This window comes from Sphingobacterium corticibacter (assembly GCF_003076635.1).
Classification (GTDB): Bacteria; Bacteroidota; Bacteroidia; order Sphingobacteriales; family Sphingobacteriaceae; genus Sphingobacterium; species Sphingobacterium corticibacter.
Genome location: NZ_QDKG01000001.1, coordinates 217855 through 243454, shown reverse-complemented (window position 1 = coordinate 243454; position 25600 = coordinate 217855). Strand labels below are relative to the sequence as shown.

The following is a 25600-nucleotide window of genomic DNA, read 5'->3' as shown; positions in this document are numbered from 1 at the left end:
AAACTATGCTAAGACTATCTAACCTACTGCTCCGAAAATATAGCATGATAGCAGCAATTGCTACAGCCTTTATCTGCACATCATTAACTGCCCAAGCACAATATGGAGGCTATCCCTATGAACGCAATATGCGCCTTGGCTTAGTTTTTAATCCAAATATTAGCTGGTTTAATTTTGACAACGCGTCGTACAGCGGTGCTTCGAGTTACCGCTTTGGATACGGACTGTTAGCAGATTTTGGATTTTCCAGAAACTATTATTTTTCTACAGGATTGATCTTAAATGATCTTAGAGCGGAAGAAGTACGCGACATGGTGAGTGGTGATATTGTTTCTCCTGTAAACAACACGATACGTATCAAATACGCGGAAGTGCCACTAACCATCAAGCTTAAGACAGAAGAACGAGATTACGGCCGTATCTACGGACAGTTTGGGGTGACTGCCGGCCTTCGCGTATCGGCTAGACAGAGGACAGATTTGCCCGGTGCGGAGCATCAATCGCTTTCTGGCACTGATTTAGTACGATTGGGATTACAGATCGGGACTGGAGTAGAATGGAATCTAGGTGGCAATCTCGGATTGTTAACCGGAGCAGCATATAACAATGGTTTTACTCGCGCGATGCGCAACGGTGGCGAGCCAAAAATTTCCTACGTAGCACTCCAAGTCGGTCTATTATTTTAACATACTACTCATGAAAATTGCTTTAGCTCAACTCAATTATCGTATTGGAGATTTTGAAACGGATACCGCACAGATTATAGAAACCATAAACAAAGCTAAAAAGCAAGGAAACGAACTAATCATCTTTGCTGAGCTAGCTATAGGTGGATATCCGGCTAAAGATTTGTTGCGCAATCCCGCCTATCTGAATGCCTGCGAGAAAGCTTTGCACGAAATTGCAAGTGCCTGTTGTGACATTGCTTGTATCATTGGTGCTCCAATCCGAAACAATCACTCCGAAGGAAAACATTTGTTTAATGCGGCACTCGTGATTGAGCAAGGTGAGGTAAAGCATACGGTCAAGAAAACATACTTACCGGATTATGATGTGTTTGATGAATACCGTTATTTTGAGCCCAACAAAGACGTTCATTGTGTGACGATTGGTAACACAAAAATTGCCTTGACGATCTGTGAGGATTTGTGGGACAATGGGGTGGATAACACCTATATGGGTGACATCATTCAAGATCTAGCGGTAGAAAAACCTGACTTGATCGTGAACATTGCCGCCTCTCCTTTTTCATACACACATCACCAAACGCGCTTGGATATCATGCGCCGCGCGGTGTTGCGCACACAGGCACCATTGATCTATCTGAATCAAGTGGGAGCACATACCGATATTATTTTCGACGGGCGATCTTTCGTATTGGATAGCAATGGCGATGTGGTTACTGTTTTATCAGCTTTTGAAGCTGACTTTGCAGAACTGAGTTTAGAGAAAGGTGAATTCCAGCTAAAAGAACATCGAGAAGTATACCTGCCGGGATCGGAGATTTCTCAAATCCACGCAGCGCTCGTCTTCGGTCTAAAAGAGTATTTTACTAAATCAGGTTTCAAGAAAGCGGTTTTAGGATTATCTGGCGGACTCGACTCGGCGATTGTCGCGGCTTTGGCTTGCGAAGCCTTGGGTGCAGATAATGTGCTGGCAATTTTACTACCTTCCAAATATTCCTCGGATCACTCGCTTAAAGACGCTTTGGATTTAGTGTCTAACACCGGTTGCAATCATCACATTGTCCCTATTCACAGCATGGTAGAAGCTTACGACGACACATTGAGCGATCTTTTTAGTGGCTTGCAACCTGATATTACCGAAGAAAATATACAAGCACGTATTCGCGCAACCATTTTGATGGCTACCGCCAATAAATTTGGTCACATTTTGCTCAACACATCCAATAAAAGTGAAGCATCAGTAGGTTATGGCACCTTGTATGGTGATATGGCTGGTGCCATCTCTGTGATCGGCGATGTCTACAAATCACAGGCGTACCAACTGGCCGAATACATCAATCGCCATCACGAAATCATTCCGACAAATACAATCGTAAAACCGCCTTCGGCGGAATTAAGACCGGATCAAAAGGACTCGGACTCCCTACCCGATTATGAGCTATTGGACAGCATTCTCTACCAATTGATCGAGCAGGAGAAATCCGGTCAAGAAATCGTCCCGTTAGGTTTCGACGAAGAAATGGTATTGCGCGTACAAAATATGCTCAATAGAGCAGAGTTCAAGCGCTTCCAAGCACCACCTATCCTTCGAATAAGCCCTAAAGCATTTGGCCCAGGTCGTGTCATTCCTTTGGTCGCTAAATATCCAAGTTAATCGAGCGTCATTTCAACAGATTAACCAACTGTTATTTAGGAAAAATTTTATCTTTGAATTACGTTTGCTTTTTGTGTAAGCCGGATTAGGTTTCTGCGCACAAGATGAAAAAACATTTTTATCCTCATCAAAAAACAGAATTTAGTTTATGGAATCATACGATTTTGGTATAGTAGGACTTGGCGTAATGGGTAGAAACCTATTATTGAACATGGCCGACCATTCCTTCGCAGTAGCTGGATTAGACCTTGACACTGAAAAAGCAGCTTCACTACAAGCAGAGGCAGCAGAAAATCATAAAATCAAAGCGACTACTGAAGTAGCTACTTTTGTAGAAGCTATTCGCAAGCCGCGCGCGATTATGCTATTGGTTCCTGCTGGGAAGCCAGTAGATAGCGCCATCGAAAGTTTGCTTCCACATCTGGAAGAAGGCGACATCTTAGTCGACGGCGGAAACTCGTATTTTCCAGATACCGAAAGACGCTATACCTACCTTTCCGACAAGAATATTCACTTTTTTGGAATGGGAATCTCTGGCGGAGAAAAAGGCGCTCGATTTGGCCCAAGCATGATGCCAGGTGGCGACGAAGTTGCCTATGAGCGCTTGCGCCCAATTTTTGAAGCCATCTCTGCCAAAGTAAATGGCGATCCTTGCGTAGCTTATCTGGGCAGTGGATCTGCGGGTAACTATGTTAAAATGGTACACAACGGCATCGAATACGGTATTATGCAACTGTTAGCAGAGGTGTACGACTTGATGAAACGTGGCGCAGGCATTGCAGATGAAAAGATTCAAGAGACATTCGCGCAATGGAACGAAACTGAATTGCAATCTTTCTTGGTAGAAATAACTGGCGAGATCCTAAAACAAAAAGATGATGATGGTACACCATTAATCCACGCGATCTCCGACTGGGCCAAATCCAAAGGAACAGGGAAATGGACTTCACAAAATGCGATGGATTTGCAAGTACCGGTACCAGTAATCGATGCCGCTGTGAATATGCGCGACATCTCCAAATACAAACCAGAGCGTATTGAAGCGGCAAAACAACTGACTTGGGAAGCCACTTCCTCGTCTGACGTGGCAGAAGATCAACTGTTGAGACAGCTAAAAGATGCATTTCACGCGGCCATGCTCCTCACCTACGCACAAGGATTAGCACAGCTTACCGTTGCATCCGATACTTATAAATACGGATTAGAATTAGAAACGGTGACCAAAATCTGGCGCGGTGGATGTATCATTCGCGCAGCGGCATTAGAAGATTTCAGACAAGCTTATCAGCGTAATCCAGAATTGCGCAACATCCTATTGGATGCGCAAATCGGACAACAACTATTGGGCTTACAAGAGAATTTCCGCGCGGTGATTAGCTTCGCGGTAGCGAAAGGTATTCCAGTTGCAGGGCTAATGAATGCGTTAGCATATTTTGATGCTTACCGTTCGGCTAATTTGCCAACGAACTTGATACAAGCACAACGGGATTATTTTGGAGCACATACTTACGAGCGTATTGATCGCGAAGGTATCTTCCACACACAATGGGGCTAACGCCTAGTGTATTATCTGTCTACACATGAAAACAAGTAAAAAAGCGAGACCAGCGATTATCGTCATCTTCGGAGGAACAGGCGATCTGGCAAAGCGGAAACTAATTCCCGCCTTTTATAATCTTTTTCTGGACGATTGGATGCCTGAAAAATTTGCCATCATCGGGCTGGGAAGAACTGCGCTTGATAATGATGCCTATCGCGAACATTTGAAAGAAGGTTTGACCGAGTTTTCGCGTACGGGAGCGCCCGAAGCGGATAAATGGGCAGTCTTCAATCCGCAGGTGAGCTACTTCCAATCGAACATTGAAACGCCAGAATCCTATCAAGAGTTGGCGGCTCAATTGGATGCCCTAGATGCCGAATGGGGCGAGCGGGCAAATCGTTTGTTTTACCTGTCGGTCGCACCACGTTTTATTGGAGCTGCCACCTTAAATATCAATGCATCCGGCTTAGCCAGCATACCAGCGCAAGATCGTATTGTGATTGAAAAGCCTTTTGGCTACAACAAGAAAACAGCGGTAGAACTAAATCAACTACTTACACAGACTTTCCAAGAGCATCAAATCTACCGGATTGATCATTATCTGGGCAAAGAAACGGTACAGAATATTCTAGCATTTCGCTTCGGCAATGCTTTATTTGAACCTTTGTGGAACCGCAACTACATCGATTCGGTACAGATCACGGTAGCCGAACAGGTTGGCGTCGAAAATCGAGGTGAATATTACGAAGGTGCAGGTGCATTACGTGATATGATTCAGAATCACCTGTTGCAAATTCTGTGTATGGTGGCGATGGAAGCTCCTGCATCGTTCAAAGCCGAAGAAATTCGTAATCGCAAAGTAGACGTTTTACGTTCGATCCGACGTATCAAACCCGAAGAAGTTAGTCGCTATGCGGTGCGTGGTCAATACCACGAAGGTTGGCTGCAGGGCAAAAAAGTGCCCGGCTACCGCGAGGAACAGGGTGTAAATCCAAAATCGAATACAGAAACCTACGCTGCCATCAAGTTTTATTTGGACAATTGGCGCTGGCAAGGCGTGCCGTTTTACTTGCGTACCGGTAAGCGCATGCAAGAGAAACATTCGTCTATCACGATCCAATTCAAGCCCGTACCACATTCTACCTTTTCAAACGGCGAAGCGGCAGAAAATCTGATGCCAAATCGCTTAACGATCAATATCCAACCACAGATGGATATCCGTCTTCGCTTTATGACCAAGAAACCAGGCTTAAGTATGAGTTTGAATCCTTCGGAAATGATTTTCGATTATGATACTTGCTCTACACAATCTCCAGAAGCGTATGAGACCTTGTTGTTGGATGCCTTAAATGGTGATGCAACCTTGTTTATGCGTTCGGATCAGGTGGATGAAGCTTGGGATGTGATTACACCAATTCAGGAAGCTTGGGAAAGCCGCGATTCTTTGGATTTCCCAAATTACGCCTCGGGAACTTGGGGACCGGAAACGGCAGAAGTGCTGGTGGCACAACAAGGGCATGTATGGGCCGTAAATGCTTTACATAAAACAAAATCAAAAGACGAAAACTGTGATTAAAATATACGCACAACCAGCCGATATTCATCCTGCTGCAGCAGATCTTTTTGTAGCAGCAGGCCAAAAGGCTATCGCAGAAAAAGGAAACTTTACTGTAGCGCTGACTGGCGGATCTTCGCCTGTAGAATTATACAAGCTATTGGCTACACCGGCTTACCTAGATCAGCTTGATTGGACTAAAGTATTTGTATTTTGGGGCGATGAGCGCTGGGTTCCATTATCGGATTCGTTAAGCAATGCTAAGATGGCATTCGAAACCTTGCTGCAGCAAGTGCCTTTACCGGAAGATCAGATTTTTCCGATGTTCGATACGGATCGGTCGCCAGAGGAATTTGCGGCTATCTATGAGCAACAGCTAAAAGAGGTATTGGGCGCAGAAGGACAATTCGATTTGATTCTATTGGGTATGGGCGACGACGGACATACTGCATCGCTGTTTCCACATACGGAAGTACTGCACGAAAAGACAAAATGGGTAGATGCGTATTATCTCACGCCGCAGCAGATGCACCGCATCACGCTGACGGCTCCATTGATTAACAAAGCAAAACAAATTGTGGTCATCACCTTCGGTGAAAAGAAAGCACCCGCTTTGTATGAAGTATTGGAAGGCGCACGCAACTCAGAAGAATATCCTTCTCAATTGCTCAATCCGACCTCGGGAGAATTGCTATTTTTGGTTGATCAGGCAGCAGCTTCAAAGCTATCCGATTCCAAAATAACTGCATAGCTATTTTATTAACGTTAATAATCTAAAAAGCTTAACAAACTATTTATCAGATAGACTGTTAGGCTTTTTAGTTGATTCCATAGCAGGACAGCACTACATGCTTTTGAGAAAGAGATTACACGAAGTAAAATATTGGCTTTGAACAATCAATTTTTTAAAACATCATGATTAAACTTTTTATACTTTAATTCGTCAAATAAGATAGATAAACACTTGTTAGCATCTAAAAGTCATGAAAAAATACATACTACACTTTAGCCTTTTGTTGGCTGTCACGCTTTTATTTTCGGCGTGTCGCACCAACAAGTTCAACACTACCAAAGTGATGAACAAAGATTTCACCCAATATCGTACGTACGGCTGGTTGACACCGATCGACTCCTTATCCAAAGATTATTTTTCAAACGACATCGCTCGGGAGAACATTATGATCGCGGCAAATACCGAAGTAGAGAAATTGGGTCTTACTTATTCGAAAGAAAACCCAGACATTTTGTTTCGTTATATCGCCATCGTCAACAACAAAAGTCGCTTAATCTGGTCTAATGGAGGCTGGGGTTGGGGAATGGGACCTTGGGGCTGGGGTGGCGGCTGGGGCTGGGGAATGGGCTGGGGCGGCGGTTGGTCTCAACCAGTTGGCCGCGAAGGCTATCGCTATGCTCATATCATCGTCGAAGCAGTTGATCGTAAAGAAGATGCCGTAGTTTGGCAAGCACGTGGATCGCGCGAAGTGCGCAACCCAGAACGCGCTATCAACAAGTTACCAGGAATCATTCAGGGAATCTTTAAACAATATCCTGTACGTAAATAATATAGACTGACAGTTTTGTCTTTCATGTGATCGGCAAGCTTGGTCTTGAATATTCACAAAAAAGGGGTAAGTGTTTCGCACTTACCCCTTTTTTGTGGGAAAAATTCTCGCAAAATATGTGTATTTTCGTTTATCATGATATGACTTTTTTTGTCCATATCAGAAAATAGAACCTAAATAGTACAGATAGAAAAAAACGAATTCCCGATCCGACTATGAAGACATTGACAAAAGACCAAAAGGAAGAACTAGTTGAAAAATTAGAAAAACGGTTTAGTGAAAATGCAGGAAGACACCCCAATTTGACATGGCATGATGTATTTGCTACATTAGAGCGCGCCGACGATGCAGCCTTAAATGCGCTACATGCTATGGAAGATAGTCAAGGTGAACCGGATGTGATTGGTACGGATGCGGATACAGGTAAGTTGATCTTCTGCGACTGCGCCCCAGAAAGTCCAACAGGACGACGCAGTTTATGTTATGATCAGGAAGCATTAGACTCCCGAAAACAAAATAAACCAGTGGATAGCGCCGTAGAAGTAGCCCGAAGCATGGGCATAGAATTGTTGGACGAGGAGGCATACAAAAGACTACAAGAAGTCGGCAAATTTGACACGAAAACTTCCAGCTGGTTGCGCACGCCTGAAGAGTTCCGGAAGCTAGGAGGCGCGCTATTTGGCGATTACCGCTTTGGCCGTGTTTTTATCTATCACAATGGCGCAGAATCTTATTACGCAGCACGCGGATTTCGGGGTATGCTGCATATATAACAAAGGAGAAAATCGAACGCTTTTCTCCTTTGTTCATTTATTAAATGTGCTCAAAAACCGAGCATTTCGCTGATCTATTGAACGAATGCCCTTTTTATTCAATCAACTTTCCTTTGGTACTATTGCGCACTTGCTCAAGCGTGACCCCTTCGTGCAGTTCGACAATCTTGAAACCACCTTCGGGTACGATATCAAATACACCTAACTCAGTCACGATCTTCTTGACGCAACGCAAGCCCGTTAGTGGCAGCGCACAAGATGGCAGTAATTTGGATTCGCCTTGGCGATTCACGTGCTGCATGGCCACGATGATATTTTGAGCACTGGCTACCAAATCCATGGCGCCGCCCATTCCTTTCACCATTTTGCCTGGAATCTTCCAGTTGGCGATATCGCCATTTTCAGATACTTCCATCGCTCCTAAAATGGTCAAATCGACTTTTCGTGAGCGAATCATGCCAAAGCTCATGGCCGAGTCAAAAAAAGCCGAACCTGGCAACGTGGTGATGGTTTGCTTTCCGGCATTGATGTAATCTGCATCCTCCTCTCCTTCCAACGGGAAAGGGCCCATACCAAGTAATCCATTCTCGCTTTGCAACACGACGTTGATGTTGTCCGGGATATAATTAGCTACTAAGGTCGGTATGCCAATCCCTAAATTCACGTAATAGCCATCTTTGACTTCTTGCGCAATGCGTTTAGCAATTCCATATTTATCCAGCATATCATTCGTATTTTTTGATGATCATTGCACTTGCACCGCCGCCGCCATTGCATATGGCAGCTAAGCCATACGTGCCACCTTCTTGTTTTAATACGCTACTCAAAGTCACGAGTATGCGTGCACCACTACAACCGAGCGGATGCCCTAGCGCAACAGCGCCACCATATACATTAATTTTTTCGGTAGCTAATCCCAAGATTTTGGCATTGGCTAACGCCACTACGGAGAACGCTTCATTGAACTCAAAGTAATCAATATCCTCTTTCGTCAATCCGGCTTTTTTAAGCACCTTCTCCGTAGCAATACTCGGGGTCGTGGTAAACCATTCTGGATCTTGCTCGGCATCTGCATAAGCAATCACCTCTGCGATGGGTTTTAACCCAAGTTCTTTCACCTTTTCTTCGCTAGCCAAGATCAAAGCTGCCGCACCATCACTCAACGTAGATGCATTGGCCGCTGTAATCGTTCCTTCTTTACTAAAAGATGGTCGTAGTTGTGGAATTTTGGCGATGTTGACTTGTCGGAATTCTTCATCTTCGGTAACTACCGTATCTCCTTTACGGCCGGCAACAGTTACTTCGACTACCTCGGCAGCAAACTTCCCACTATCCCAGGCCTGTTTACTACGTTCGTAGGATGAAATGGCATATTCATCCTGCTGTTCTCTTGTAAATTCATATTTCGCCGCACAGGATTCGCCGCAATTGCCCATCGCTTTCTCAGAATAGACATCCGTCAACCCATCTCTTTGCAGGCCATCGATGAGTTGCTGATGACCATATTTGGCACCCCAACGTGCCGAAGCATCGTAGAATGGGACTTGGCTCATACTTTCCATTCCACCAGCCACAACGATATCGGCATCACCTAGTAAGATTTGCTGTACGCCAATAGAAACTGCTTTCATACCGCTGGCACACACTTTATTAATCGTTGTTGCTGGTATATTATCGGGAAGTCCAGCCTTGCGAGAAGCCTGTCTTGCTGGTGCTTGACCGATATTTGCTGACAATACATTTCCCATCAAAATCTCATCCACTTGATCTGCCGCCACACCGCTTTGCTGTAGTGCTGCATCAATTGCTTTTGCGCCCAACTCGGTTGCAACAATTGAGGCTAATCCGCCGCCAAAACCGCCGATTGGGGTACGTTTGGCGGCAACGATAAATACTTTTTTTGTTGTGTTTTGCATGTTGTTAACTTTCTTTTGTACTGTATGTGCGTTGTTCTATTCGCTTTTCGTACCGTTCGCCTTGAAAAATACGACTCACGTAAATACCTGGCGTATGAATATAGTTAGGATCTAATTCGCCCGGCTCGACCAATTCTTCCACCTCGGCTATCGTGACTTTACCACACATCGCCATGGCATGGTTAAAATTATTTGCCGTACCGCGGAAAACAAGGTTGCCCATCCGATCTCCTTTCCACGCCTTCACCAAAGCAAAATCAGGTTCGAAAGCATGTTCCATCAAATAGTCCTTTTCTACTCCGTGAAAGGTAAACTTGCGAACTTCCTTACCTTCGGCTACTTCGGTACCTACGCCTGTCGGCGTGTAAATGACCGGCATTCCATATCCGCCCGCCATCAGCCGTGTCGCCAATGTCCCTTGAGGTACTAACTCTACCTCCAGTTCACCACTCAACATCTGCCGTTCGAACTCCGCGTTTTCGCCAACGTATGACGCAATCATCTTTTTAATCTGTCGACGCTGTAGTAATAAGCCTAAACCAAAGTCGTCCACACCCGCATTATTACTAATGCACGTCAAATCTTTTATTTGCTGATCTATTAACGCTTGAATTAAATTCTCTGGGATTCCGCAAAGACCAAAACCTCCGACGGCGATGGTCATACCCGACTGCACATCACGTATTGCCTCAAGAGCATTAGACACCGTTTTATCTATCATAAAGTTTATAATTCTGGGGTTAAAAACTTTAACAAAGTTAAGAAATCGCGATCTCTTTCTGAATAGAAATCTTGTTTATGTTCATAATTATGACTAAAATTGAGTCAATCATCATATAAACATCAAAAAGTTTTATCGAATTATGTTCAAAGCATTTCTTACTACAGCTCTTCTTTTTTGCATCTCTTTCTCATTTGGACAGAATAGGCCTATGCTGCCTTACGCATTAAAAGGTGCTATTGATTCTCAGTTTTACTTTATCAACACGCTATCACGTAGTCAGGATGCCGACACGAAACTGATTCGAAAAACCAACCTGGAGATTCTTCGCAAAAATACCGCCGACACCATCAAGCATTTGAAAGGTGAAATAGCAAAAATAACGGAAGCCAGCTCATCATCAATAGCAACAGCAAAGAGTTTGCGTGATTCGGTAAGTACATTAGAGGGCGAACTGCGAGTAGAGCGTGACCGCACCGATAGCATCTCCTTTCTGGGCATCGATTTTCAGAAAAGCACGTATCATACCATCGTTTGGGTCTTGATTTGTGTTTTTGCGATTGCTTTTATTGCCAGTTTCTTTGCTTTCAAAAAATCGAAAATCGATACCGTAGAGCATCAGAAGACTGTACATGAGTTGCAAGACGAATTGCAATCGTTCAAAAAGAAATCGATGGAAAAAGAACAATTGCTAAAACGACAACTACTCGATGAACAATTGAAACGAAATTCTTAACCTGCTACCAGGCAGATCAAAAAAAGATTATGTGGCGTACCATGCTACTTATCGGAATAGGCGGAGGTGCAGGTAGCATCCTCCGCTTTCTTATTTCCAATGGCATCAGCCGCTATCTTTCGACTCCTTTTCCTTGGGGAACATTTGCAGTCAACGTGATTGGTTCCTTTTTGGCGGGACTCATCTTATCACTATTCAATCAGCATACAGTTCATGCTCCAGAGTGGCGTCTATTTTTGATGACCGGTTTTTGCGGTGGATTTACGACTTTTTCCGCTTTTACGGCAGAAAATCTGGCTTTGCTGCAGTCGGGACAGATACTTACCGCGATTATTTATGTGCTCAGCAGCGTGTTGATCAGTCTTCTGGCCATATGGGCTGGCTTTGCATGCACATCCTAGCATAACAGCCACTGTATTAGCGATTTTTAGCATACTAGTCGTTCTATACTATTTTCTTTTTTTATGTTTTGGTTTTCAACGGATAAAAGCTATTTTTGCAAACCAAAATACACCACAACAGAAGTGGCTGTATATGAATGAATAATTATATTTAGTCCTATTAATATGCCCAATATTGGTAAAATAGCGCAGATTATCGGCCCCGTTGTTGACGTCAACTTCGCCGACAATGACAATCTTCCGAAAATTTTTGACGCTCTGTACATTGAGAAAGAAAATGGCCAGCGTGTAGTTTTGGAAGTTCAAAAACACTTAGGTGAAGAACGTGTTCGTACTATCGCGATGGATGCTACGGAAGGTTTGGTTCGTGGTATGCAAGTAGTAGATACTGGAGCGCCAATCAAAATGCCTATTGGAGAAAGTATTAAAGGCCGCGTATTCAATGTCGTTGGAGATGCTATCGATGGTATCCAAAATGTTGACAAAGAAAACGGTCGCAGTATCCACAATGTACCTCCACGTTTCGAAGATCTTTCGACAGAAACGGAAGTATTATTTACAGGTATTAAAGTAATTGACTTACTAGAGCCTTACGCGAAAGGTGGTAAAATTGGATTGTTCGGTGGTGCCGGTGTTGGTAAAACCGTATTGATCCAAGAATTGATCAACAATATCGCTAAAGGACACGGTGGTCTATCTGTATTTGCGGGTGTAGGTGAGCGTACACGTGAAGGAAATGACTTATTGCGTGAGATGCTTGAATCAGGCATCATCAAATATGGCGATCACTTCATGGAAGGCATGGAAAAAGGCCAGTGGCCTTTGGATCAAGTCGATCACGAATTGATGAAAGATTCTAAATGTACTTTCGTATTCGGACAAATGAATGAGCCTCCAGGTGCGCGTGCACGTGTAGCCCTTTCAGGTCTTACGATTGCAGAATATTTCCGCGATGGTGAAGGCGAAGGTCAAGGTCGTGACGTTCTTTTCTTTATCGACAACATCTTCCGTTTTACACAAGCCGGTTCTGAAGTATCTGCCCTATTAGGCCGTATGCCTTCAGCGGTAGGTTACCAACCAACGTTGGCAACAGAGATGGGATTGATGCAAGAGCGTATTACCTCTACTAAAAACGGATCTATTACTTCGGTACAAGCGGTTTACGTTCCTGCCGATGACTTAACTGACCCTGCGCCGGCAACTACATTTGCCCACTTAGATGCTACTACCGTATTGTCTCGTAAGATTGCTGAGTTAGGTATCTATCCTGCGGTAGATCCATTAGATTCTACTTCAAGAATCTTATCTCCAGCAGTATTAGGTGATGAGCACTACAATACCGCACAACGCGTAAAAGAGATTTTGCAACGTTACAAAGAACTACAAGATATCATTGCCATCTTAGGTATGGATGAGTTGTCTGACGAAGATAAATTGACAGTAACTCGCGCTCGTCGTGTACAACGTTTCTTGTCACAGCCTTTCCACGTAGCGGAACAATTTACAGGTCTTAAAGGTGTATTGGTAGATATCAAAGACACGATCAAAGGTTTCAACATGATCATTGATGGTGAAGTAGATGAGTATCCAGAAGCATCTTTCAACTTGGTAGGTACCATTGAAGAGGCTATTGAAAAAGGTAAAAAACTAATAGCTGAAGCTGTTTAATATGAAATTAACAATCATAACTCCCGATAAGTTAGCATACGAAGGCGATGTAACAGCCGTTACCGTACCTGGTAGTGCTGGTTCTTTTCAGATTTTGAAAGATCACGCTGCTATCGTATCTACATTGGAAGATGGTAAAGTAATCATTAATACGGGTACGTCGGAAGAAGTATTCCAAATCAAAGGTGGCGTCGTAGAAGCCAAAGACAATGTTATTACGGTCTTGGCCGAAGGAATACGTTAGTATACTTCTACAAAATCCCTAAAGAGATAAGCCTCTTAAAACAATATGTTTTAAGAGGCTTTTTTTATAACCTAGATCGTCAAATCTCTCATTTTAGGCAGAAAATTGGCAGTCTAGCAAAATATTTGAATTCCGCAAGGGTAGACTCATTTTAATATTAGTCTACCTTAATCCAAATTATAATTTAAAAAATTAGCCATATCGCAGAATAAAAAAACTTTTAATCCTGAAATTCAGAATAAAAAACTTTTTTAAAATTTAAATACGCGCTATTGCTTTAAAAACGGATTCGCTTTATCTTACAGAAACAAAAAGAGAAGACCTGTCTCTCCGTTGTGATGATACCAGACAGAGGAAAACAAAATCGGGAAAGCTATGCAGTATTATAATCAAGACACGTACATTTTTCTAGATGGCGAATTTGTAAAGGCCAACGAAGCAGGCACTGACTTCTTCGGGCAAGCCTTGCACTATGGTTATGGTGCTTTCGAAGGACTGCGTGCGTACAGCACACACAATGGTGTTCGTCTATTTAAAGCGGAAGCTCACTTTGATCGCCTACGCACCTCTTGCGAAGCGATTAATTTACCTTTTCCTTGGTCTACACGCGAACTGATTGAGCAGACGTATGAGTTGTTGGCAAAAAACAACATGCGTGCTGCATACATTCGTCCTTTGGTCTTTTCGGGATCAAATATGCATCTGACATCTGCAGCCAACTCCAGCATTGTGATTGCCGCTTGGGAATGGGGTCCATTCTTAGGTCAGAATTTGCTCAAAGTTTGTCTTTCCGATATTCGTAGACCGCATCCAAAATCTTTCCAGATCGATGCTAAGATTTCGGGTCAGTATATCAATGCGATTCGTGCTACGAGTGATGCCATTCGCAAAGGCTTTGACGAAGCGCTAATGCTCGATCAAGATGGCTTTGTAGCTCAGGCATCCAGCGAAAACCTCTTTATAGAAAAAGATTACAAATTATATACCCCGCCGATGGAAAACGTATTTCCGGGGATTACGCGGCAGACGGTGATGGACATCTGCAAAGGTCTAAACTTTGAGGTGGTCGAAAAACGACTGACTGTCGAAGATGTGTATACCGCAGATAGCGCCTTCTTATGTGGCACCGCAGCAGGTATTATTGGGATTAAACAAATTGACGAAACGACCTATCCTGAAGATTGGGAACACACGATAGGTTCGTCCATACAACGTACGTACAAAAAATTAGTATTAGAGCAAGAGAATTATGAAGTCATCATCTGACAACGAAAACACGTTAAACAGATATAGCCGCATCTTTACACAAGACGCCACACAACCAGCCGCTAAAGCCATGCTTTATGGGATTGGATTGACCGATCAGGATATGGCGAAGGCACAAGTCGGTATTGCCAGCATGGGATATGATGGCAACACCTGTAACATGCACTTGAACGACCTTGCGAAAGAGGTTAAGAAAGGCGTTTGGTCCGAAGATTTAGTTGGATTAATATTCAATACGATTGGTGTCAGCGATGGTATGAGTAACGGAACTGACGGCATGCGCTACTCTTTAGTAAGCCGTGATGTGATCGCAGACAGTATTGAAACCATTTGTGGTGGACAATATTATGATGGTGTGATTGCTATTCCAGGTTGTGATAAAAACATGCCCGGCGCTATTATGGCGATGGCAAGACTGGATCGTCCTTCATTGATGGTGTATGGTGGCACGATTGCTCCCGGCCATTATAAAGGTGAGGAACTGAATATTGTATCTGCATTTGAAGCCTTAGGTCAGAAAATCTGCGGCAACATTTCGGACGAAGATTACGAAGGCGTTATCAAACACACCTGTCCAGGCGCTGGCGCTTGCGGTGGTATGTATACCGCCAATACGATGGCTTCTGCTATTGAGGCATTGGGAATGAGCCTTCCCTACTCTGCTTCCAACCCTGCAGTGAGTGAAGAGAAAAAACAAGAATGTCTGGAAGCTGGAAAATACATCCGTATTCTACTAGAAAAAGACATTAAGCCTTCCGATATCATGACGCGCAAAGCATTTGAAAATGCCATACGTAGCATCATCATATTGGGTGGTAGTACCAATGCGGTATTGCACTTCATTGCGATCGGTAAAGCCATCGGTGTCGATATTACGCAAGATGACTTCCAACGCATGAGTAATGAAACACCTGTGTTGGCAGATTTCAAACCGAGTGGGAAATATTTGATGCAAGATTTGCATCAATATGGCGGTACGCCAGCCGTGATGCGTTACTTATTGGACGAAGGATTAATCCATGGTGATTGCCTTACCGTAACTGGTAAAACGGTAGCGGAAAACTTAGCCGATGTGAAGTCGATCATCGATTACAACCAACCGATTATCCGCCCATTATCTGATCCAATCAAGGCAACGGGTCACTTACAAATCTTGTACGGAAATATTGCCGAAAAAGGCTCCGTAGCCAAAATATCGGGTAAAGAAGGCGAACGCTTTGAAGGACCAGCACGCGTTTTCGATGGCGAGCAAAACCTAATTCAAGGTATCTCTTCTGGCCGCGTGAAACCAGGTGATGTAGTCGTGATTACCAATGCAGGACCAAAAGGAGCACCAGGCATGCCAGAAATGTTGAAGCCTACTTCTGCCATTATTGGTGCAGGTTTGGGTAAATCAGTGGCTTTGATTACAGATGGTCGCTTCTCTGGCGGTACACACGGTTTTGTGGTGGGACACATTACACCAGAATCCTATGCCGGTGGATTGATCGGTTTGATCGAAGACAATGACCACATTGTAATTGATGCTGTCAATAACACCATCAATGTATCCTTATCGGACGAGGAAATAGCTGCTCGTCGTGCCAGATGGCAACAGCCAGCATTAAAAGTATCCAAGGGAGTATTATATAAATATGCAAAGACGGTGGCCGACGCTTCCGAAGGCTGTGTAACAGATCTTTAAGCACGTCGAATCACCCTTTACGCGGAATATATCATGAGCACATTAGAAAAAACGCAGTTAGAAAAAGAAACGGTAACGACGACCCAACTGAGTGGTTCGCAAGCTGTCTTAGAAGCTTTGCTTCAAGAAGGCGTAGATACCATTTTCGGTTATCCGGGTGGCGCGATTATGCCGATCTACGATGCCTTGTATGATTACAATGAGAAATTAAAACATATTCTCGTCCGCCATGAACAAGGTGGCATACATGCAGCACAAGGTTATGCACGTACTTCTGGGAAAGTGGGCGTGGCATTCGCAACCAGCGGACCGGGTGCGACCAATCTGGTCACAGGCTTGGCAGATGCCATGATCGATAGCAATCCAATTGTCTGTGTGACTGGACAAGTCTTTGCGGCGTTATTAGGCACCGACGCTTTTCAAGAAACAGATGTGATCAACATTACGACACCGGTAACGAAATGGAATTACCAAGTAACCGATGCGAATGAGATTCCAGAAGTCATGGCCAAAGCATTTTATATTGCCAGAACAGGCCGTCCAGGACCAGTCTTGGTCGATATCACCAAGAATGCGCAACTTCAGTTGTTTGACTTTTTGGGTTATAGTAAATGTAATCATATTCGTAGCTATCGACCAAAGCCAGTAGTTCGTAATGAATACATCACACAAGCTGCCGAGGTTATCAACCAAGCGAAAAAACCATTTGTACTGTTTGGACAAGGTGTTATTTTAGGTAAAGCGGAAGCGGAATTCAAAGCCTTCATCGAAAAAGGTGGTTTCCCAGCCGCTTGGACTGTGATGGGATTAAGCGCATTGGAAACCGAACATCCGCTTAATGTGGGCATGTTGGGTATGCATGGTAATTATGCGCCCAATGTCATGACGAACGAATGCGATGTGCTGATTGCAATTGGTATGCGTTTCGATGACCGCGTAACTGGCCGATTAGACAAATACGCGAAGCAAGCGAAGATCGTACACTTGGACATTGACCCAGCCGAGATTGATAAAAACGTCAAAACAGCAGTACCTGTATGGGGAGATTGCAAAGAAACGCTTCCTGCACTTACCGCTTTGCTACAACAAAATGATCATAGCGCTTGGGTAGCCGAATTCCGCGAACTGGAAAAGGAAGAAATCAAAGAGGTAATCCAAGATGAGCTGAACCCAACGACAGACATCATGACGATGGGAGAAGTACTCAAAACCTTAAATGAGTTGACCAATGGTGACGCAATCATCGTAACCGATGTTGGCCAGCATCAAATGGTGACTTGCCGTTATGCCAAGTTTAACTCGAGCAGATCCAATGTCACTTCGGGGGGATTAGGCACGATGGGCTTTGGTTTACCAGCTGCTATTGGTGCCTGGTATGGAGCACCACATCGCGATGTAGTTGCGATTATCGGCGACGGCGGTATTCAGATGACGATTCAGGAATTAGGCACCATCATGCAATTTGGCGCAAAAGTGAAGATCTTGATCCTGAACAATGAGTTTCTGGGTATGGTACGCCAATGGCAGCAACTTTTCCATCAGAAACGCTACTCTTTCGTAGACATTACCAGCCCAGATTTTGTAGCGGTAGCCAAAGGATACTATATCGATGGTAATAAGATTTCAGAACGTAAAGATCTTAAAACAGCACTGAAAACGATGTTGGATCACGATGGCGCTTACTTACTAGAAGTCATGGTGGGCAAAGAGAACAATGTGTTCCCAATGGTTGCTCAAGGAACTTCAGTTTCAGAAATAAGGTTGAAATAGTAGAATTGCGAAGCGCGATGTGAGAGATGAGATCCACTTTCTTACTTCTAACTTCTCCCTTCTTAAATAACACAAAATGGAAAAGCAAGAATATACCATCACCCTGTACACCGAGAATTCCATTGGAATGATCGGGCGTATATCCACGATCTTCTCTCGACGCAAGATCAATATCGAAAGTCTGAACACCTCTCCTTCCGAAGTAGAAGGCATACACCGTTTTACGATCGTTATTAGCGAAAGCGAAGAGGTCGTACGCAAATTATGTCGGCAGATCGAGAAGCAGGTCGAAGTATTAAAAGCTTATTACAACACCAATGATGAGTTGGTGTGGCAAGAGCAAGCTTTGTATAAAGTACCGGCTGACGTGATCGCTGAGAAGGCATACGTTGAGCGCTTGTTGCGCCAGTACGGTGCTAGTGCAGTCGTGATTCGTAATGACTATATCGTCTTCGAGACGGCTGGTCATCGCGAAGAAATCGACCGCTTGACAGCCGAACTCACCAAATACAATTTGATTGAGTTTGTGCGTGGTGCTCGCATTGCGATTATCAAAGAAAGCGCTGGTTTCCATCAGAAACTGAAAGAGTTTGAACAACAAGAACCATCCCCTGATGTCGTGGAAAATGAATTCCTAGATCAGCAGGACGAGGTTTTCACGATGTAATCATACCGCAGACATGAAGGAAGTATTCCAATTTATCCGTGATACACGACGGGCATTTATAGAACTGTTAGATACGCTGACGCTGGAGCAACTCAATGAAATTCCGGCAGGATTTAACAACAATATTATCTGGAATTTTGGTCATATCGTGGTCTCTACCCAAGGTTTGTGCTACGCCCGTTCAGGCGTTCGCCCAGACACGAGTCAGATCCAATATTTGTCCGCTTATGCCAAAGGAACCAAACCGACATATTTTGTAGAACAGGCCGAAGTCGATGCTTTGAAGAAACTAGCCGTAGATACGATAAATGCGATCCATTTGGATTACGAAACCGATATTTTTGTCGGTTTTCAACCCTTTGAGACCAGCACCTACAAATCCACGCTACACAAGATCGAAGAAGTCATCATGACCACGGCAGGGCATGACAACCTGCATTTTGGCTACGCCACCGCACAGAAAAGATTAATTAAATAACCTCAATAGATATCAAAAAAAATATAAATACATAACAATGGCAAATTACTTTAATACCCTATCGCTCAGAGAGCAGTTAACCCAATTAGGACAAGCAGAATTTTTAGATGCTAGCGCTTTCACCGATGGCGTTGAAGCATTAAAAGGTAAAAAAATCGTCATTGTGGGTGCAGGTGCACAAGGTTTGAATCAAGGTTTGAATCTTCGTGATAGTGGTTTAGATGTTTCTTACGCCCTGCGTAAGGAGGCCATCGAGCAAAAAAGAGATTCTTGGAAAAACGCAACAGACAACAACTTTACGGTAGGTACGTATGAGGAATTGATCCCTTCGGCAGATCTTGTAATCAACCTTACTCCAGATAAACAACATACTAACGTAGTTAATGCCGTACAGCCTTTGATGAAAGAAGGTGCTACTTTATCTTATTCGCACGGTTTCAACATAGTAGAAGAAGGATTGCAAGTGCGTAAAGATCTTACTGTAATCATGGTAGCTCCTAAATCTCCAGGCTCGGAAGTACGTGCCGAGTTCTTACGCGGTTTTGGTGTTCCTACGCTCATTGCGGTTCACCCAGAAAATGATCCACAAGGAAAAGGATGGGCAGAAGCAAAAGCATACTGTGTGGGTACTGGCGGACACAAAGCAGGTGTGTTGAAATCTTCTTTCGTAGCTGAAGTAAAATCGGATTTGATGGGCGAGCAAACTATCCTATGTGGATTGCTACAAACAGGATCTATCCTATCTTTCGACAAAATGGTGGAGAAAGGAATCGATGCTGGATATGCTTCCAAATTGGTTCAATATGGTGTAGAAGTAATTACTGAAGCCTTGAAACACGGTGGTGTAAGCGGTATGTTGGATCGCTTGAGCAACCCAGCAAAGGTAAAAGCATTCGAACTATCCGAAGAGCTAAAAGATATTATGCGTCCATTGTTCGAAAAACACCAAGACGATATCATGTCGGGCGAATTCAGCAAAACCATGATGGAAGACTGGGCTAATGACGACGTCAACTTGTTGAAATGGCGTGCAGAAACGGGCGAAACAGCTTTCGAAAAAACACCAGCTGGTGATGTACAGATCAATGAGCAAGAATACTTTGACAACTACACCTTGATGGTCGCGTTTGTACGCGCTGGAGTAGAGTTGGCGTTCGAAGTAATGGTAGAAGCAGGTATCAAACCAGAAAGTGCTTATTACGAATCATTGCACGAAACACCATTGATCGCTAACACGATTGCTCGTAAGAAATTGTTCGAAATGAACCGCGTTATTTCTGATACCGCAGAATACGGATGTTACCTATTCGATCAAGCTTGTAAACCCTTATTGACTGACTTCATGAGAACAGTAGAAACCGATGTTGTTGGAAAGAACTTCAACGATGGCAAGGACGGCGCAGTAGACAATTCTAAGTTGGTATCAATCAACGAAAAATTGCGTAACCACCCGGTGGAAGTCGTTGGACGTGAACTACGTAAAGCAATGAAGGCGATGAAAACGATCAAGACAGCGTAATAGCAAAAACAGGATAATCCATTAAAATTTTCGTAATTTTGATAGACATATCACGGGTCAAATTGACGATATGTCAATTTGACCCGTATCCATAATACCACAATTTGAGAGAGAGCATAATGGGAAAGACATTAGTAGAAAAAATTTGGGACGCGCATGTTGTGAAACGGCAAGAAGGTTTTCCAGACATCCTGTATATCGATACGCACCTCATTCATGAGGTAACTTCGCCGCAGGCTTTCGACGGATTACGCAAGCGCAATTTACCGGTGTTCAGACCGAATCAGACGGTGGCTACCGCCGATCACAATGTACCGACAATCGATCAGCACCTGCCGATCAAAGAAGAATTATCCAGATATCAGGTAGATATGTTGAGCAAAAACACCAGCGAATTTGGTGTGGAGCTTTACGGATTGGGACACCCTTATCAGGGAATCGTACACGTGATCGGTCCGGAGTTGGGTATCACCTTACCAGGAAAAACAATGGTATGTGGCGATAGCCATACGTCTACGCATGGTGCTTTTGGCGCGATTGCTTTCGGAATTGGGACATCCCAAGTAGAGCAAGTCTTTGCTACGCAGTGCTTGTTGCAGCAAGCACCAAAAACCATGAAAATTGAGATCAACGGCACATTGGAAAAAGGTGTTGGCGCCAAAGACATTGTACTATATGTCATCTCGAAAACTACCGCAGCAGGAGGCACAGGTTATTTTGTAGAATTTGCAGGATCAGCTATTCGCGCACTTTCGATGGAAGGCCGCATGACCGTGTGCAACATGAGTATCGAGATGGGAGCTCGTGGTGGATTGATCGCGCCCGACCAAACGACATTTGATTATGTTGAAGGAAGAGAGTTTGCACCAAAAGGCGAAAAATGGGAAGAATCTTTGGCTTATTGGAAAACCTTGTATTCCGATGAAGATGCAGAATTCGACGCCGTATTAGAATTCGATGCAGCAGATATACAACCGATGATTACGTATGGAACAAATCCAGGTATGGGTATCGGTATCGCACAAAACATACCAGCTACAGAAAGCCAAGTGGAGTCTGAACGTCCTTCGTACAAAAAAGCATTGAACTACATGGGATTTGCGGACAGCGAATCGTTGATTGGCAAGCGGGTAGATTATGTATTTATCGGAAGCTGTACCAACTCGCGTATCGAAGATTTGCGCGAAGTGGCCAATTTCGTACAAGGAAAGCAAAAAGCACCACAAGTGGAAGTCTGGATTGTACCGGGCTCTAAACAAGTAGAAGCGCAAGCCAAAGCTGAAGGTATTGACAACGTGTTGGAAGCCGCTGGTTTTATTCTACGCGAGCCAGGCTGTTCAGCTTGTTTAGGCATGAATGAAGATAAGATTCCTGCTGGAAAATATTGTGTATCCACTTCGAATAGAAACTTTGAAGGAAGACAAGGCCCTAATGCGCGTACTTTGCTAGCGAGCCCGTTGACAGCAGCTGCCGCAGCCATTACTGGCAAGATTACCGATGTGCGCGAATTGTTAGGAGCAGAAGCTGTCGTATAGATTCACTAAGTTATTAGATGAAATGAAAAAATTTGAAACATTAAACTCTTCGGTAGTACCATTGCCGATAGAAAATATTGACACCGACCAAATCATTCCGGCTCGTTTCTTAAAAGCGACCACCCGCGATGGCTTTGGCGACAACCTCTTCCGAGACTGGCGCTTTGATGGCGACAATCAACCCAAACCAGATTTCGTGATGAATGATGCTACCTACGCTGGTAAAATCTTGGTAGCAGGTAAGAACTTTGGTTGTGGTTCATCCCGTGAGCACGCCGCTTGGGCCATTCAAGATTATGGTTTTGATGTGGTAATCAGCTCTTTTTTCGCTGATATCTTTAAAGGTAACGCTCTTAATAATGGCGTATTACCGATTCAAGTGACCGAAGAGTTCTTGGAAAAGATCTTTGCATCGACATTTAAAAATCCCGAATCCAAACTAGTCGTCGACCTAGAAGCGCAGACCGTAACCATCCAAGACACCAACGAATCATTCACCTTCGAGATCAACCCGTACAAGAAATCTTGCTTGATCAATGGCTATGATGACATTGATTATATCTTGAGTCATCGTGCGGAAATCGAAGAATTCGAAAAAACACGTCCATATAGCTATGTCTAAACCGTTGGTTCACATACAAGATCTTTGCGTACGATACGGTGCTAAAACTGTGTTGCAGGACTTGGCGTGGACTTATGAGCGTGGCACACATTGGGCGATCGGTGGCGAAAGTGGTTCTGGAAAGACAACCTTAGCACGTGCTTTGGCCAATCAAATCCCATATCAGGGCTCGATTGAGTTGAATTTATCAAGCGACAAATCTCCGAGCGTGCTCTATGTACCTAACTGGTATCAGTTTACCAACTTAGAGGGCGATCGCAACTTTTACTATCAGCAACGCTACAATACCCATCAAGGGCGAGATACCAGAACGGTAGCTGGCGAATTGGCGCATTTTGCAGAACAGGAAAACCAAGCTTTAGCAGAAGCGCTTCCCCTCGTGCAGGCGTTGGGATTTGAGCAGCAAATGGATTCGCAACTGATCGAGCTTTCTAGTGGTGAGCATAAAAAGTTGCAATTAGTCAAAGCACTATGGAGCAATCCGCAGCTGCTCATCATCGATGAGCCATACACGGGCTTAGATAAAGCATCGAGAAAATCATTAAACGATTGTATTGATAGTCTTGCTGAACAAGGTACACAGGTGATTTTATTGACGAATGACACCAACTTACCGCAGTGCATCAATGCATTCGCGATGGTGCAGGCTGGCCAATTACAAGAAGTCGCTAGTCCGGATGATTTTATCGTGGCTAAGCCACGGCAATCACGTGCTTTACCCGAATTTTTGAAAGCAGCGCCGGAAGCAACTAGCGAGCAAATCATTCAGCTCACCAACATACACGTTCGCTATGGCGACAAAACCGTATTGGAAGACATCTCATGGACCGTCAATCGCGGCGATAAATGGGTTATCCAAGGTGCCAACGGATCCGGAAAATCCACCTTGTTGAGCCTCATTAACGGCGACCATCCGCAAGCGTACGGCTTAGATATTCGCTTATTTGGCAATCAACGTGGCTCTGGCGAAAGCATCTGGGACATTAAGCAAAAGATCGGATTGATCTCGCCCGAAATGCACTGGTATTTTGACCAAACTGCTACCGTATGGCACACCGTCACGTCAGGTTTTTTCGATAGCATCGGTTTGTATACAGAGGCCTCTTTTCAGCAGAAGAAACAAGTGGATGAGCTGTTGCATTTTTTTGATCTGTATACCGTCAAAAGTGAACTGCTGAGCACCTTGCCTTTGGGCAAACAACGTTTGGCATTATTGGCCAGAACAGTGATCAAAAATCCACCACTATTGGTATTGGATGAGCCCTGCCAAGGTTTGGATCAAACACAAACACAGTATTTCAACGACGTAGTAGATGAATTATGCCAGCACGGCAAAACATTGCTTTACGTCGGGCATTACGAAAGTCAATTACCGAAATCCATCGACCACCGTTTGGTATTGGAAAAGGGAAAAATAGTTAAACCACAACAAAAACACATACTAGAAGAACGAGTGTAAAAACTCGTCAAGTAACGACATAACATGAAGAAGAATATATTAATCATCCCGGGTGATGGTATCGGACAAGAGGTCACAGAATGGGGTAAGCAGGTACTAGAAGTCATCGCTTCCAAATTCGGACATGAGTTTGCATTTGATAACGCCATTATGGGGCATACCGCGATCGAAGCCACTGGCAATCCTTTGCCTGATGAAACTTTGGAAAAAGCCAAAGCTTCTGATGCAATCTTATTCGGCGCGATTGGTCATGCCAAATACGACAATGATCCTTCGGCCAAAGTACGCCCAGAGCAAGGTTTGCTAAAAATCCGTAAGGAACTGGGTCTATATGCTAACCTACGTCCTATCTTATTGTTCGATGAGCTGTTGGATGCTTCTAGTTTGAAGCCAGAGATCCTTCGCGGGACTGATATTTTATTCTTCCGTGAGTTGACCGGTGATGTGTATTTCGGAGAGAAAACGCGTAATGAAGATAACACCTTCGCTTCCGACTTGATGAATTACCACCGCTACGAAGTAGAGCGTATTGCACGCAAAGCTTTTGAAGCGGCGCAGACTCGTGGCAAACGTCTTTGCTCAGTAGACAAAGCCAACGTATTAGAAACCTCTCGTCTTTGGAGAGAAGTAGTACAAGGATTGGCTGCTGAATATCCAGATGTAGAAACCGAGCACATGTTTATCGACAATGCGGCCATGCAATTGGTGAAAAATCCAAAGAAATTTGATGTGGTATTGACCGCGAATCTATTTGGTGATATCCTGACCGACGAAGCATCGCAGATCGCTGGATCAATGGGTATGTTGGCCTCCGCTTCTATTGGCGATGGCACTGGATTTTTCGAACCAATTCACGGATCTGCACACGACATTGCTGGCCAAGACAAAGCCAATCCATTAGCCTCTATCCTATCAGCAGCATTGATGTTAGATATTGCTTTTGGATTGCAAGAAGAAGCGAAAGCCGTTACCGAAGCCGTAGATCAAGCATTGAAAGCAGGATGGAGAACATCTGATATTGCCGTGAACGACACGCCTGCGGATCGCATCTTAGGCACCGTAGCCATGGGCCAAAAGGTCATTGAATTATTGAAGTCAAGATAACCGATATATAAACATACTGTAAAGTACTAAATTTCGAACC

General features: G+C 44.0%; 24 protein-coding genes. 21 read left to right on the top strand and 3 right to left on the bottom strand.

What is annotated here, in order from left to right:
* Positions 1-44: 44 nt before the first annotated feature.
* The 7 genes from DC487_RS00985 to DC487_RS00955 all read left to right on the top strand — a co-directional run bounded on the left by DC487_RS00985 (position 45) and on the right by DC487_RS00955 (position 7770).
* The gene (locus DC487_RS00985; RefSeq protein WP_165798992.1) at positions 45-686 is read left to right on the top strand and encodes an outer membrane beta-barrel protein; all 642 of its coding nucleotides are present in this window, start codon (positions 45-47) and stop codon (positions 684-686) included.
* Positions 687-696: 10 nt separating this feature from the next.
* Positions 697-2340 carry an NAD+ synthase gene (locus DC487_RS00980; RefSeq protein WP_116774094.1) on the top strand — a complete coding sequence of 548 codons (1644 nt, stop codon included), beginning with the start codon at positions 697-699 and terminating at the stop codon, positions 2338-2340.
* 148 nt (positions 2341-2488) lie between these two features.
* Positions 2489-3895 carry an NADP-dependent phosphogluconate dehydrogenase gene (gene gndA, locus DC487_RS00975; protein WP_116774093.1) on the top strand — a complete coding sequence of 469 codons (1407 nt, stop codon included), beginning with the start codon at positions 2489-2491 and terminating at the stop codon, positions 3893-3895.
* Positions 3896-3920: 25 nt separating this feature from the next.
* Positions 3921-5456, top strand: a complete 1536-nt coding sequence (gene zwf / locus DC487_RS00970) for a glucose-6-phosphate dehydrogenase (RefSeq protein WP_116774092.1) — start codon at positions 3921-3923, stop codon at positions 5454-5456.
* Entirely contained in the window at positions 5449-6186 is a 738-nt protein-coding gene (gene pgl, locus DC487_RS00965; RefSeq protein WP_239016292.1) for a 6-phosphogluconolactonase, read from the top strand. The genes zwf and pgl overlap by 8 nt, the downstream gene beginning before the upstream one ends.
* A gap of 232 nt (positions 6187-6418) precedes the next feature.
* Entirely contained in the window at positions 6419-6997 is a 579-nt protein-coding gene (locus DC487_RS00960; protein WP_116774090.1) for a DUF4136 domain-containing protein, read from the top strand.
* A gap of 215 nt (positions 6998-7212) precedes the next feature.
* Positions 7213-7770, top strand: a complete 558-nt coding sequence (locus tag DC487_RS00955) for a DUF4256 domain-containing protein (protein ID WP_207774284.1) — start codon at positions 7213-7215, stop codon at positions 7768-7770.
* A gap of 94 nt (positions 7771-7864) precedes the next feature.
* Here DC487_RS00955 and DC487_RS00950 read toward each other — a convergent pair whose 3' ends face one another.
* Genes DC487_RS00950 through DC487_RS00940 form a run of 3 tightly spaced genes read right to left on the bottom strand, consistent with a single transcriptional unit; the run spans position 7865 to position 10407 of the window.
* Positions 7865-8494, bottom strand: a complete 630-nt coding sequence (locus DC487_RS00950) for a 3-oxoacid CoA-transferase subunit B (RefSeq protein WP_116774089.1) — start codon at positions 8492-8494, stop codon at positions 7865-7867.
* A gap of 1 nt (position 8495) precedes the next feature.
* Positions 8496-9686, bottom strand: a complete 1191-nt coding sequence (locus DC487_RS00945; RefSeq protein WP_116774088.1) for an acetyl-CoA C-acyltransferase — start codon at positions 9684-9686, stop codon at positions 8496-8498.
* 4 nt (positions 9687-9690) lie between these two features.
* Positions 9691-10407, bottom strand: a complete 717-nt coding sequence (locus tag DC487_RS00940) for a CoA transferase subunit A (protein WP_116774087.1) — start codon at positions 10405-10407, stop codon at positions 9691-9693.
* Between the two features lie 211 nt (positions 10408-10618).
* Here DC487_RS00940 and DC487_RS00935 point away from each other — a divergent pair, with 211 nt between their 5' ends.
* The 14 genes from DC487_RS00935 to leuB all read left to right on the top strand — a co-directional run bounded on the left by DC487_RS00935 (position 10619) and on the right by leuB (position 25560).
* Positions 10619-11143 carry a hypothetical protein gene (locus DC487_RS00935; RefSeq protein WP_116774086.1) on the top strand — a complete coding sequence of 175 codons (525 nt, stop codon included), beginning with the start codon at positions 10619-10621 and terminating at the stop codon, positions 11141-11143.
* Positions 11144-11172: 29 nt separating this feature from the next.
* On the top strand, positions 11173-11544 hold the full coding sequence (crcB, locus tag DC487_RS00930) for a fluoride efflux transporter CrcB (RefSeq protein ID WP_116774085.1): 372 nt from the start codon (positions 11173-11175) through the stop codon (positions 11542-11544).
* A 165-nt stretch (positions 11545-11709) separates the two neighbouring features.
* Positions 11710-13212 carry a F0F1 ATP synthase subunit beta gene (gene atpD / locus DC487_RS00925; RefSeq protein ID WP_116774084.1) on the top strand — a complete coding sequence of 501 codons (1503 nt, stop codon included), beginning with the start codon at positions 11710-11712 and terminating at the stop codon, positions 13210-13212.
* 1 nt (position 13213) lies between these two features.
* A complete protein-coding gene (gene atpC, locus DC487_RS00920) occupies positions 13214-13456 on the top strand; it encodes an ATP synthase F1 subunit epsilon (RefSeq protein ID WP_116774083.1) in 243 nt (80 codons plus the stop codon).
* A gap of 375 nt (positions 13457-13831) precedes the next feature.
* Complete coding sequence (locus DC487_RS00915; RefSeq protein WP_116774082.1) at positions 13832-14722, top strand: branched-chain amino acid transaminase; 891 nt, start codon at positions 13832-13834, stop codon at positions 14720-14722.
* Positions 14706-16406 (top strand): dihydroxy-acid dehydratase, encoded by a 1701-nt coding sequence (gene ilvD / locus DC487_RS00910; protein ID WP_116774080.1) that lies wholly within the window; start codon positions 14706-14708, stop codon positions 16404-16406. Before DC487_RS00915 ends, ilvD begins: the two co-directional genes overlap by 17 nt.
* A 33-nt stretch (positions 16407-16439) precedes the next feature.
* Entirely contained in the window at positions 16440-18176 is a 1737-nt protein-coding gene (gene ilvB, locus DC487_RS00905; protein ID WP_116774078.1) for a biosynthetic-type acetolactate synthase large subunit, read from the top strand.
* Positions 18177-18252: 76 nt separating this feature from the next.
* The gene (gene ilvN / locus DC487_RS00900) at positions 18253-18843 is read left to right on the top strand and encodes an acetolactate synthase small subunit (protein ID WP_116774076.1); all 591 of its coding nucleotides are present in this window, start codon (positions 18253-18255) and stop codon (positions 18841-18843) included.
* A 13-nt stretch (positions 18844-18856) separates the two neighbouring features.
* On the top strand, positions 18857-19321 hold the full coding sequence (locus DC487_RS00895) for a DinB family protein (protein ID WP_116774075.1): 465 nt from the start codon (positions 18857-18859) through the stop codon (positions 19319-19321).
* 37 nt (positions 19322-19358) lie between these two features.
* A complete protein-coding gene (gene ilvC / locus DC487_RS00890) occupies positions 19359-20840 on the top strand; it encodes a ketol-acid reductoisomerase (protein WP_116774073.1) in 1482 nt (493 codons plus the stop codon).
* A gap of 119 nt (positions 20841-20959) precedes the next feature.
* A complete protein-coding gene (gene leuC / locus DC487_RS00885) occupies positions 20960-22375 on the top strand; it encodes a 3-isopropylmalate dehydratase large subunit (protein WP_116774071.1) in 1416 nt (471 codons plus the stop codon).
* 22 nt (positions 22376-22397) lie between these two features.
* The gene (gene leuD / locus DC487_RS00880) at positions 22398-22997 is read left to right on the top strand and encodes a 3-isopropylmalate dehydratase small subunit (protein WP_116774070.1); all 600 of its coding nucleotides are present in this window, start codon (positions 22398-22400) and stop codon (positions 22995-22997) included.
* Positions 22990-24456: an ATP-binding cassette domain-containing protein gene (locus tag DC487_RS00875; RefSeq protein ID WP_116774068.1), complete on the top strand. Its 1467-nt coding sequence runs from the start codon at positions 22990-22992 to the stop codon at positions 24454-24456. The genes leuD and DC487_RS00875 overlap by 8 nt, the downstream gene beginning before the upstream one ends.
* Before the next feature lie 24 nt (positions 24457-24480).
* The gene (leuB, locus tag DC487_RS00870; RefSeq protein WP_116774066.1) at positions 24481-25560 is read left to right on the top strand and encodes a 3-isopropylmalate dehydrogenase; all 1080 of its coding nucleotides are present in this window, start codon (positions 24481-24483) and stop codon (positions 25558-25560) included.
* Positions 25561-25600 lie beyond the last annotated feature (40 nt).